This window comes from Pseudomonas sp. MAG002Y (assembly GCF_019400845.1).
GTDB classification, from domain to species: domain Bacteria; phylum Pseudomonadota; class Gammaproteobacteria; order Pseudomonadales; family Pseudomonadaceae; genus Chryseomonas; species Chryseomonas luteola.
In genome coordinates this window covers 102,549-113,672 of record NZ_WOEJ01000015.1, presented here as the reverse complement: position 1 = coordinate 113,672, position 11,124 = coordinate 102,549, and the positions used below count along the sequence as shown (strand labels likewise).

The window sequence follows — 11,124 nt, the reverse complement described above, 5'->3', positions numbered from 1 at the left end:
AGCGACCTGTCATGTCTGCCTCCGCTTGCCACAACGGCATTAGGCTAACAAACGCGACTTTTCAGACAAACCCTAGAGAACAGTCAGCTGTTAAGCACTCTGTTGAGTGACTTATGGGTGCCTGCGTTATGCCTCAAGCATGAGCTAGGCCTGATGACTTCAGGCGGTGCCATTGTGAATATTAGTTCTATTAATGGGATAAGGCCCACTCCAGGCGCAGCAGCTTATAGTGCTGCTAAACATGGCCTGGAAGGACTTACGCGCTCGGTAGCCGCTGAAGCTATTGTCAAGGGAATCAGGGTTAACGCTGTCGCACCCGGTGTTACATGGACGCCGCGCTGGCAGGCACGTGTAACCCAGGGCAAAGTTGATAGGACGGAAATTGAGAAAGTTGTTCCTATCCAGCGGTTTGCCAAGCCGGACGAAATTGCGGCGGCTGTGCTTTGGCTGCTTAGCAGTGAAGCTAGCTATGTTGTCGGACACACCCTGATAGTAGACGGCGGTCTATCGCTTAATTAAGTGCAAATGTATGTAATACAGTCTGAATATTACTCTGTTGCTCACTACAAAGTGGTCGTGACCCGTATTACTTCCGAAAAACCTTCGTCATAGCGCGGCGGCTCGAATAAACGGGCCACACTCTCTATGCTCTCGTCTGGCACTCGCTTGTCTAGTTGTCTTGTAAGATTACGCTGCTTTGCTATTTCGATAGGTGTATCTATCCATATAGCAAGCGCCTCGACCCCATATTTACTAGCCACGTCAAGGATAGGCTTCCGATGACGTACGCCGGGCAAGGCCGCGTCAAAACAAACACATGGTGCATAGTTTTGTGCGTAGTCCTTGATCCATTGGGACTTACCTGATCCCTGTAAGCCGCACACTATCAATAAACGTGTACTAGATTTATCTGCGCCTGAAAGAGACTGCTCAAGCGCTTCAAAACTATCGGCCCAAGCTCTTTTACTACGTTCAGGTGTCCAGACGCGACCAGCCTCGGTTTCCAGAAAAAGGTCAGGGTTGATCACTTGTACTGTTTCCAATGACTTCCTCCATCACGACTTCTATACCAGAGCTGTGCGTAGGCGAATGAGCTTATATCAGAGCTTTTGTCTTGTTAATTGATAGGTATGTTCCTGTAATCACTGGGATACACCCTAGTAACAACACAAGAAAAGCTATTATTTAGGTCCTTTCTCACAAGGCCCTAAGCTGTCGATATGCGGATGAATGTGCTTAGATCATTGAAAACTAATTAGAAGGCTAAGCATGGACGTTCTAATGGGGCTGCTAGCTGCTCTGTGTTGGGGCGGTACAGACTTTCTGGTAGGTATCAACGCTAGAGCAGTTGGGGTTAAGAAAGCCGTATTTTTTGGACAGTTGGTAGGCTTCATTATTATGAGCTTGCTTCTGCTATGCCTACCCAAGCTATTAGTTCAAGCAGCTAACGCCTCCTCGGGTGGTTGGGTCGCTGGTTTCATTGCTTCTCTTTTCACAGTCTCAGGCTCTCTTTCTTTATCAAGAGCATTTGCTATTGGAAAAGCATCAATAGTAGCCCCACTAGTCACATCATACGGTGTGGTAACAGCAACGCTGTCCTGGCTTAGCGGTGAAACCCTAAGCACAACCCAGCTAGTCGGCCTTGGGGTCTGCCTGGCCAGTGTCATCCTGGCTACCTTATCGTCCGAGGGTAACGAACATAAAAAGCATACTTCTACGCAGTCTGTACTCTATGCGCTTTTTGCTGCTCTCTTGTATGGATGTAGCTTTTGGCTTCAAGGCAAATACGCGCTACCCGAGCTGGGCGCTACAGCCATGCTATGGCTGGGTTATGCCGTTGGGCTGGCATCGCTGACCGGTATGCTTGTTAAAGGATCGCTGCAGCTTTCCCTGCTTCACATTAAATACTGCTCAAGCCTGTTAGGCGCCAGCTTTCTGAATCTGGGAGGCTTTTCTACTTTTGCACTGGGCGCTACCTATGGATCTATAGCAATCGTCACGGTAATTAGCACCTTATCTGGTGGTGTAGCTGCGATCCTGGGCTTTATTTTCCTGAAGGAGCGTCTGAAACCAATACAGGTAGTAGGTGTTATTGGTGTTCTCGCAGGCGCAGTGGTACTTCATCTAAGCTAACACTTGCTGCCCCAGACATAGCTTCAAGTTGATACGATTTATACCAACTCGCTGGGATAAATTTCATGCATTTGTATGTCGTGCGGCATGGTGAAACGTTGGCCAACGTTCAACAATGCTACCTTGGCTCTCTTGACCCTGAGCTTACTAGTTGGGGACGCCAGCAGGCTCAGGATTTGGCAAATGTTCTACCCCAGGACATCGATGTAATTATCGTTTCTCCGCGTTTAAGAGCTACAGAAACTGCCTGCATTCTTAACGAAAGACTCAAGCTCCCATTGCATGTAATGGAGTGCTTTCGGGAACGTGACGTTGGTGTCTTTGAAGGTTTGACGCAAGCCGAAGCAAGAGGACGTTACCCTGAGCTTTGGGCACAAAACATCACTCGTCTTTGGGAGGCTGGGCCAACTAAAGGTGAATCTATTTACGATGTTGTAAAGCGAGTACGAGACGGGCTGGTGGAACTGGAAATAAACTACGCCTCAAAAACTGTTTTGATTGTCGCGCACGGTTTCGTTGCAAAAACAATCCGCGCGCTAGCGAAAGCGAACTTCTCAGATTTCTTTGACTGGAAGCTTGCCAACGGCAGCATGCTTGCCTTGCCAGACTTTGAAATTTCAATACTAGATACTGATGTTTTGAAAATATCTCTGCCAATTGTTTGATATTAATGCTTTTGTTGCGTCAACAAATTTGAAAGCTACATTTTAAGTAGACACAAGAGACCTGTCTGTCTAACTATTGCCTATAGTTTGCATGGCTGTTCATAGCCTCTAGTCGCTGGGGTATACCTTAATAAGGGCATATGACTATTGACCAGAAAATGGAATTCACTTCAATCTGACGTTTCTCCCCATGTAAACGTTAGAGCCACATGCCTAAACTGCAGACTTTAGATGTTATATTCCGAAACGCTGTTGTTGATGATGCGCTTTGCATCGGCTTGCTCGGAATGCAGGTTTTCCTAGATACGTATGCTACTGAAGGGATACGTGAGGCCATTGCACAGGAAGCACTTGATTCATTTTCTCCTCAAATAATCAAAGAGCTCATCATCGAGCCAGACAACCTTTTTGTTACTGCCAAGATCAATGGCCACCTGGTCGGTTTTGCACATATCACAACAAAAACAAGCCATACGCTTATCCCTGATCCCAACGCCGCAGAACTCAAGCGTCTCTATATTCAGGAGCGATTTACAGGATATGGCATAGGATGGAAGCTTCTTCAGTTTGCAGAAGAACAGGCCCGTCTGCACAAAGTCCAGCAGTTATGGGCAAGCGTTTGGGTTGCCAATCAAAGAGCGCTTGGATTTTATCCAAAGCAGGGCTATTCATATATCGGCTCTCCTACCTATACCTTTCAAGGCGAGACACATGAAAACAGGCTGTTCTCCAAAGCGTTGATTTGAAGAAATAGTGTCGTCAGATCGCTACCCATAGTTGTAGCCGCTGAGGTCTACCCTAATGGGTAAACACTGCCCACGCACTATGTGACTAGCATGGACCGCTCGCTGAGGCTACGTTATCTTGCCGACCTTTCTAAATGGCTATTGCCTGCGTTGAAGGACTGACATGCTGCAGATTCAGAAAAACCGCTTATTTGCCATTTTCATAGGTGCAATGTTTATTGCATTGGACCAATGGGTGAAACTCCTGGCCTTGCAAACACTGCAATCGCAAAGCTTTCGCATCGGCGGTAGCTTTGCATGGATTGATCTCGTTTTAAGTTTCAATCCCGGTGCTTTCTTGAGCCTTGGGGCAGGTTTTAATCCTGATATCAAGCAGCTGATATTTATCGCAGGAGTGGCGGTAGGCGTAATCTTCGCTATCATCTGGGCACTGCTGCACTGGAAGGCTAACCCCACTAAAGCGATAGCTATCTATTTCATTGCTTTAGGCGGAGCTTCCAATCTTTTGGACAGACTGTTTCGCGGCGGTCATGTAGTGGACTACCTCGTTCTTAATCTCAGCTCGCTACATACCGGTGTTTTCAATATTGCTGACATCGCCATCATGGCAGGAGCAGGGTTCCTTTTACTCGAAGAGCTACTGAAGCCTCGTATCCAGTCGAACAAGGCTTGAATGCAAGCTGGGTTATCAATTGACTGTATTCTCTAAATAGGCTGACCAGCGAAGGTGCTAGGCCTCGCTTAGGTCAGCCTTTAACCCTCTAGCACCATTCACCTTATTTCTTTCATCAACTCATGTGGTCGCTGGGATATAACCAATGACCACATGCAATCAGTATTGCGTTTATTAGAACTCGCTCGGCGCTAGAGCCCTGCTCCGTGCAGCTCAACGCTTTGTTCAAAACAATCAGTGATTTGTATCGAATGCTGATCTATCAGATCCAGACGTCATTAGGCGCTGTCCGCTCTCCGCGTTCCTGACCGGTGTTCAAAACACCCCGCGGCTCGATCAGCAATAGCTTTACTTCTTCCTCAGTATACGGTTTGTGCTCAACCCCTTTGGGGACCACATAGAGTTCACCCGCTTTTAGCGTCACGCTGCCGTCCCGAAAGTCAATCCGAAGCGTGCCTTCAAGCACTAGAAAGGTCTCGTCTGTTTCTGGATGAGAATGCCAGATGAAATCTCCCTGGATTCGAACAACCTTGAACTGGTAGCTATTCATCTCAGCGACCACCTTGGGTAACCACTGCTCGCTAACCAGCGACAACTTTTGCAGCAGGTTGATTGACTGGTAGGGCGCTTGAGTTACATCAGTGTTCATGGTGTCGGCTCCTTTGTTTGTGGAACCGTTACGCTAACGGGACTGAACGGATAACTCTTGCACGATCGTGCAGGTTTACCGGCCCAACATGTCTAACCAGCGGGCCGGCGAAAGCCCGTAGCACCGTTTGAAATGGCGAGTCATATGGCTCTGATCGAAAAAACCAGTTGCCAGGGCTGCTTCTACAAGATTAAAACCATCCAGCAGCAACTTTCGACATCTGTCCAACCGCCTAAGCGTCATGTATCGGTACGGGCTTGTGCCATACAGTGCCCGAAAATCCCGGGAAAGACTCCAGCGATCCCGCCCACTGGCATATTCAAGTTCATCCAGTGTGATGCTTGTACCATGACTTGCGTAGATATACTCACGTGCTCGTTCTGCTGCCGGGAAGTCATAGGCTCGCCTGCCCCGACGCCTGTTACCAACGGCGTCCAGCGCCTGCGCCAGGTCGTACAACGCATCCGCTTCCTCAAGCGTCTCGAGAGGGCAGTCCATCGCTTGCATAAAGGCCTCAAGCGCTCTGCAAAGACGCGGGTCGGTTGAAAGGCCCGTTGCAATGAAAGGCAGCGGCTTACCACCTAGAATCTGCTGAATGATCGCAGGCTCGACATAGATCATCCGGTAGCGAAAGCCGGCCTCGGTACCCGCCTCGCCGTCATGCAGCTCATCCGGGTGCAGCACAAGGGTTCCGCCCGGCAGACTATGACGCATGCTCTTCTGGTAGTGAAAGCTCTGCACGCCTGAAAGGGTACGGCCAATGGCATAAGTATCGTGGCGATGGGGCTCATAACCATGGCCGCTGAAGTAGGCCTCGATGCGCTCTATCCGCGAAACGCTATCGCTGCGACGCACCCAGTCCCTGCCTGCCGTCTCTCTAGTCATCCCGAGCTGCCTCGATCAAATCATCCGCATGAGCGTAACGCATCTGCATCATACAGCTATTCCATCGCCTCAGATGTCACGAACGGAGACTATCCATTCAAGCATCGGTGTCACCTTACATGGGGTTTGAAAGTCAGAAACGGATGGTTATGACGTGAGCAACTGCGGCATAAGGGGGTTCTGGAGGCGTGCTCCGGAAATCACCTCCCGAGCTGCTGTTTCCAATCACTCTTTTGAGACTATGGAGCGAGGCGTATGAATGGGATGACAGGTAAGGACTGGAGTATGTTGATTGTCTTGTCAACGTTCTGGGGCTGCTCGTTTCTGTTTATCGGCATAGCGGTCAAGGAGCTGCCGCCGCTCTGCATCGTAGCCTTACGCGTGAGTCTGGCTGCGCTTGCACTACTGGGAATTACCCGACTGCTTCACGTTGCTCTGCCACAGGATCGGACGATCTGGGGCAGTTTTCTGATCATGGGTATGCTCAACAATGTCATCCCTTTCAGCTTGATTGTCTGGGCTCAGACCTCTATAGCAGGTGGTTTGGCTTCAATCCTTAATGCAACCACGCCACTTATGACCATCATCGTGGCTCATTATCTAACAGCAGATGAAAAAGTAACGCCTAGGAAAGCGCTCGGCATTCTGACAGGCTTTATAGGCGTAGCACTTGTGATGGGACCTCAGGCCTCGCAAGGTGCGAACTCCAGTGTTTTGGCTTGTCTGGCAGTACTTGGTGCAGCCTTGTCGTATGCCTTTGCCAGTCTGTTTGGCCGTCGGTTTAGAGCGATGGGGGTAAGTCCCGTTGTGAGCGCAACGGGTCAGGTCATGGCATCTACAACACTACTGGCTCCGATCACGTTGGTGGTTGATCAGCCCTGGACACTTACGATGCCCGGATGGCAGACATGGGTAGCCATAGCAGGACTTGCTATCTTCTCAACTGCGCTGGCTTACGTTTTGTTCTTCAGGCTACTCGCCTCGGCGGGTGCAACTAATCTCATGCTCGTGACGCTTCTTGTCCCGGTTAGTGCATTGCTGCTTGGTTGGTTTGTACTGGATGAGGCACTTGAACCCACTCATTTTGCAGGCATGGCCGTCATTGCTGCGGGTCTTCTCGCACTTGATGGACGCGTGATGAGGCTTATCAAACGCTCGCAACCAACCGTATCGCTTAAATAAGACCTGTCTTGTTTAAAGGCAGAAGCCCTCCTTGTTTCTAGTCCGGCCATAGAGAGAACCCTATGTCATTTCGTATCACGGGCCTTGATCCTGCTCCATTCAAGCATCTCTTCGGATTAAGCGAAGCAGAACTCGCCAGCGCGGGAGCCATGCGATACATCGCCGATCAGACGCCAGGTTTCCCTGATCGGGTAAGTTTGAAAGACGTAGAACCCGGAGAGGCGGTTCTGCTGCTTAACTTCATGCATCAGCCAGCGCAAACGCCGTATCAGGCAAGCCATGCCATCTTTATCAGGGAAGGTATGACAGAGCGTTATGACCATATTGAGGCTGTCCCCGAATCACTAAGACTTCGTCTGCTTTCGGTACGTGGATTTGATGATAAAGGCCTGATGATAGAGGCCGACGTTGTTGAGGGGTGCCAGTTGGAAAGTCTTATTACGCAGCTTTTCATGATCCCGGGTGTTGATTACCTGCACGTTCATTTTGCAAGGCGCGGCTGCTATGCAGCACGGGTGGATAAGGCGTAGAGAGACAGTACACCTGCCTGCTGTTCCTTGTAGCGCCTTGACATTAAAAGACGGAGATTCCCACGGATGGACGCCCATGCCCGAGCACAAGAATGTTCCTGGCCGCGTTAATATCGCATTCATGAGCGACACCGCAGTCACAGCAGGTCAATTCTCTTATACGCAGCCCCTTGACGCCTTTGGCCCGGTCAGTGAGTCATGAGTAGGTACTCAAATCATGAAAGAGCTTGGTTTCATACATAAAGACAGCGTAGCTAGTGAGACCTTCCAAGAGGAAACGGACTCTCTGGATATATCAATGATCGACTTGGGTGCGCATGAAGCTAAAAAATCGAATAAGCAGCACATCAACTATCTTGATATACCGATGATCAGCTATCGGTTACCTGAGCCTGAAGAGCCGAGCAAAGAGCCGTCTTCGTGGTCAAGGCTAAAGCGCATGCTGGGCTACCGGACCTAGGAACTCGTCTCTGGTATGGCGAGGCTCAAAACGTTAATGAAGGGTCTTCAACCCTGACCGCTGGCTGTACAGCCGTGCCTCAGCCTGGCCCAAACTTTCGCCTGTCCTTTGCATGTGCTCGGACAGTTCCTCAGCATCAAATCCAACCTGATCACGCATGGCATGGTTGACGTCAGCCATAACGCGTTCAGCATTACGCGACCACTCGCTGACAAGGTTCTGCGTGTGAGTCATGTCGTCTTTAACCCATGCTCGAGGATCAACACTGTCTGTGGTCAAGAGTCCCAGCGTGCGGCCTACGGCGGGCAGTAGGGTCATATAAAGCGTCACCCAGCAGATGGGCTCCATAGGCTCGGTCGGATCAATCAAGGCGTTATGCAAATATGGCGCCGGGCTCGTATCGTCCAGCTCGTTAGCTATCTCGACAATCAGGTCGACGATTTCCTCTTCCTGGATTTCTAGACTATCCAGCTTGAGCGCCATATGGAGCAGCTGGATCAGCTCAAACAGCGTATTGACTTTGGATTGATTTTCATCAAGTGATATGGCCATAACTTGCCCTGATAGCTCTATAGTGAGAGTGCCAGCTCTGAGTCATAATTAGTCCCAGCTATTAAAGTCAAGAATATTAGTTAACCGTTGTAATGTGAATTCTTCAGTTTTGAGCTTACGTGCCCAGTATTGTTGTCTTTCGGCACGCCTCTCGGCAGGATTGCTCCATTCCACTACATGAATATCTCTGGACCGCCCATGGGCAGCAAGTAGGTTGTTCAAATGGTTGTCGCAGCCAGAGTAGCCAACGATGACGATTCCGCTAGATTCTTCTAGGCAAAGGTTTAAGTAATCCCAGTAAGTCGATAGCACATGTGAGGCACCAATTACAGAGCGTTTATGCCTTACATGCGTTAATACGATGTGGTCAGAACCATTTGCTGAAGTAGGAGTTAGCTCATGCCTCTGCCTTTTGCGTATCGCGCCATATTGATCGTCATAGAACAGAGGAGAGCCATGAAGATGCAAGTAATAGCCAAACGTGTTGCCGAAAGCTCGCTGCATTGCATCCGAATTAAATCCATCCCGCACCATGCCATCTACTAAAGAAGTGGTGTAGTAATTGTTAGTTATCACTTCTTCATCAATGAGAGCGTCATATAGCAACCGATCGTAATTCAGCGTTGCGACGTGTGAGTCAGTCCTTCTGATAAAATTCGCTAAGGGCTGTACGAAATCTCTAGGTAGGGCGCCTTCGTACAAATGCAATCTTGTTGCCACCTTATGTATGTACCTGCTTACTGCCCTAGGAAATTCTTGACCTTCAGATGAAAGCCAATGCACCTCCATGTTTTGAGACTGGCTTACGCTATTAAGTATCTTGCAGGCTGATATAACTTGGTGAAGAGGATCGAGCTGGTCTTCCTGTTCAGGTACTAGGCCCCCACCACCTAAACATTCGCTAATCAGATTTTTTTGAGTATCCGAAAGATCTTCATCATCATCCCATACGTCAGCCATCGCATTCGTGAGCGAGAAATGAGTAGGATCTAGTGCCATTCCAAGTCCATTGCCAAATATTAAAGTTTTCCTAGACATCCCTTATATCCTGATCTTTATATATTCTTTTGAACTGCTATAACGGCTGCTATACCGTCATGGAAATGAATGCAAATAGGCTCATCTGGCATCACATCGTTAGCTGACCTTATAGCCTGTCCATCCTGCCGCTTCACCAGCGCAAACCCCTTGGCCATGATCGCTCTTGGATCAAGAACGGTATAAAGATCCTTGTACCGCTGAAGCGAGGCTTCCTCTTGCTGAAGGCTTCCCTGCGCTGCCAGCTGGTACCGACCGGCCAGTGAGTCAACACAGCGCTGTTCCTCAGCCAGCCGTGCGTCCAGCTGCAATGACAAGGCTTGTCTGACCTGCATGAGTTCTTGCGCGGCATCTGCGGCCTTTCTCTCGGCAAGGTAGGTGTATTGCGTGAGGAGATTGCCTAGACATTGCTCCTCTTCAGCTACAGCTGATGGAAGCTGCGCCAGATACCGCTCCTGATAGTTGTGCAAGCGATCGCTGGCGCTCTGCAGCGATTCGCGCACCATGGACTGCGCCTGGGCCTGCCAGAGCGTCACTTGTCTTTCGTGCCGGTTCAAAAGCTCGTCCACGCCTCGGCGGTAACAGTGGCTTAGCTCAGCCAGTGTGAGGGTCTCGTTGCTTAGCTTTTGCTGGGAGAGGTTCTGATACTGCCCGTGCAGGCTCACGAGACAGGTCTCTTCCCGGCTTAGGGTCTGGTCGATCAGCTGCCTGGCCAGCTCAATGCTTCTACCAAGCTCCTCGGACTCCAGCTGGAGATGGCGCAGGATCGATCCAATGACCTTGGACGGCGTATCGAAACGGGTATGCGCTACCAGATCAAGTACCGTCTCGTCGCGCTCATGGCCGATGCCGGTAAAGACCGGGATAGGCAAGCGGCAGATCAGCTTGGCCAGCCCATAGTGGTTGAGCCATGCCATATCGGCCTTGGCCCCTCCTCCCCGGATCAGACACACCACGTCATAGGGTGCCTTGCCATGTGCTTCGTAGAGCTGGAGAAAGGCCTGCTTGATCGACTCAGGAGCCTTCTCGCCCTGGAATGTGGCGGTGTAGTAGTGAAAGCTTACGAGGCCATGGCGCTCGAGCAGATCCGCTTCGCGCCGGAAGTCACCAAGCCCTGCGGCTTGATCAGGCGAGACAACCGCTATACGCCAGAAGCCTGCTGGCGCTGCGAGCGCCTTTTGCCGATCATGGATGCCCTCTTCCTTTAACCGCGCCAGTATCTGCTCGACCTTGGCGTGCATTTCACCCAGTGTGTAGTTCGGGTCAATGCCATAGACCTGGAGCTGGAAGCCATACTGGGGATGCAGGGTCGCGCAGACCTTGAGCATCACTTTCATGCCGGGCTGCGGTTTTGATCCCGTAACCTGTTCAAAGGCTCTTAGCTGCACATTCGAGACACTGCCAAACATCACAGCCGAACACTTGGCGATTTCCTTGCCATCAGCGCTCTCGATCAGAGTAAACCAGCACGTACCACCATTGCGGACATTGAATTCGCTCAGCTCAGCCACAACCCAGATATGCTCGGCAAAGGAGCGTTTGATCACCCCTTCGATCTGCTTGAGATAGCTGTGTAGCGAGATATGCACCGCTGGTGCTGGCGCGTTCATG

The 11,124-nt window shown here is 50.3% G+C and carries 14 protein-coding genes; 8 read left to right on the top strand and 6 right to left on the bottom strand.

Annotated elements, in window-relative coordinates; genetic code table 11:
• Positions 1 to 117: 117 nt before the first annotated feature.
• Positions 118 to 519, top strand: coding sequence for an SDR family oxidoreductase (locus tag GM154_RS19830; protein WP_308460625.1), 402 nt, complete (start codon positions 118 to 120; stop codon positions 517 to 519).
• Positions 520 to 563: 44 nt separating this feature from the next.
• On the opposite strand, the gene GM154_RS19825 is transcribed toward GM154_RS19830, so the two are convergent.
• A complete protein-coding gene (locus GM154_RS19825) occupies positions 564 to 1,043 on the bottom strand; it encodes an ATP-binding protein (protein WP_219653133.1) in 480 nt (159 codons plus the stop codon).
• Positions 1,044 to 1,269: 226 nt separating this feature from the next.
• Here GM154_RS19825 and GM154_RS19820 point away from each other — a divergent pair, with 226 nt between their 5' ends.
• From GM154_RS19820 to GM154_RS19805, 4 genes are all read left to right on the top strand, one after another.
• The gene (locus tag GM154_RS19820) at positions 1,270 to 2,133 is read left to right on the top strand and encodes a DMT family transporter (RefSeq protein ID WP_219653132.1); all 864 of its coding nucleotides are present in this window, start codon (positions 1,270 to 1,272) and stop codon (positions 2,131 to 2,133) included.
• 65 nt (positions 2,134 to 2,198) lie between these two features.
• The gene (locus GM154_RS19815; RefSeq protein ID WP_219653131.1) at positions 2,199 to 2,798 is read left to right on the top strand and encodes a histidine phosphatase family protein; all 600 of its coding nucleotides are present in this window, start codon (positions 2,199 to 2,201) and stop codon (positions 2,796 to 2,798) included.
• Positions 2,799 to 3,007: 209 nt separating this feature from the next.
• On the top strand, positions 3,008 to 3,544 hold the full coding sequence (locus GM154_RS19810) for a GNAT family N-acetyltransferase (protein WP_258019932.1): 537 nt from the start codon (positions 3,008 to 3,010) through the stop codon (positions 3,542 to 3,544).
• 163 nt (positions 3,545 to 3,707) lie between these two features.
• Complete coding sequence (locus tag GM154_RS19805; RefSeq protein WP_219653130.1) at positions 3,708 to 4,217, top strand: signal peptidase II; 510 nt, start codon at positions 3,708 to 3,710, stop codon at positions 4,215 to 4,217.
• A 262-nt stretch (positions 4,218 to 4,479) separates the two neighbouring features.
• Here the strand turns inward: GM154_RS19805 and GM154_RS19800 are convergent, their stop codons facing one another.
• Entirely contained in the window at positions 4,480 to 4,866 is a 387-nt protein-coding gene (locus GM154_RS19800) for a cupin domain-containing protein (RefSeq protein WP_219653129.1), read from the bottom strand.
• Between the two features lie 75 nt (positions 4,867 to 4,941).
• On the bottom strand, positions 4,942 to 5,751 hold the full coding sequence (locus tag GM154_RS19795; protein ID WP_219653128.1) for an AraC family transcriptional regulator: 810 nt from the start codon (positions 5,749 to 5,751) through the stop codon (positions 4,942 to 4,944).
• Positions 5,752 to 6,006: 255 nt separating this feature from the next.
• On the opposite strand from GM154_RS19795, the gene GM154_RS19790 reads away from it, so the two are divergent.
• The 3 genes from GM154_RS19790 (at position 6,007) to GM154_RS19780 (ending at position 7,923) form a co-directional block, all read left to right on the top strand.
• Positions 6,007 to 6,933, top strand: coding sequence for a DMT family transporter (locus GM154_RS19790; RefSeq protein WP_219653127.1), 927 nt, complete (start codon positions 6,007 to 6,009; stop codon positions 6,931 to 6,933).
• A 62-nt stretch (positions 6,934 to 6,995) separates the two neighbouring features.
• Positions 6,996 to 7,463, top strand: coding sequence for a DUF1203 domain-containing protein (locus GM154_RS19785; protein ID WP_219653126.1), 468 nt, complete (start codon positions 6,996 to 6,998; stop codon positions 7,461 to 7,463).
• Positions 7,464 to 7,680: 217 nt separating this feature from the next.
• A complete protein-coding gene (locus GM154_RS19780) occupies positions 7,681 to 7,923 on the top strand; it encodes a hypothetical protein (protein ID WP_219653125.1) in 243 nt (80 codons plus the stop codon).
• A 33-nt stretch (positions 7,924 to 7,956) separates the two neighbouring features.
• Here the strand turns inward: GM154_RS19780 and GM154_RS19775 are convergent, their stop codons facing one another.
• The 3 genes from GM154_RS19775 to xseA are packed head-to-tail and all read right to left on the bottom strand — an operon-like array spanning position 7,957 to position 11,123.
• Positions 7,957 to 8,475 carry a hypothetical protein gene (locus tag GM154_RS19775; RefSeq protein ID WP_219653124.1) on the bottom strand — a complete coding sequence of 173 codons (519 nt, stop codon included), beginning with the start codon at positions 8,473 to 8,475 and terminating at the stop codon, positions 7,957 to 7,959.
• A 48-nt stretch (positions 8,476 to 8,523) separates the two neighbouring features.
• Positions 8,524 to 9,513, bottom strand: coding sequence for an SIR2 family protein (locus tag GM154_RS19770; RefSeq protein WP_010799437.1), 990 nt, complete (start codon positions 9,511 to 9,513; stop codon positions 8,524 to 8,526).
• 17 nt (positions 9,514 to 9,530) lie between these two features.
• On the bottom strand, positions 9,531 to 11,123 hold the full coding sequence (gene xseA / locus GM154_RS19765; protein ID WP_219653123.1) for an exodeoxyribonuclease VII large subunit: 1,593 nt from the start codon (positions 11,121 to 11,123) through the stop codon (positions 9,531 to 9,533).
• Position 11,124: the final 1 nt, after the last annotated feature.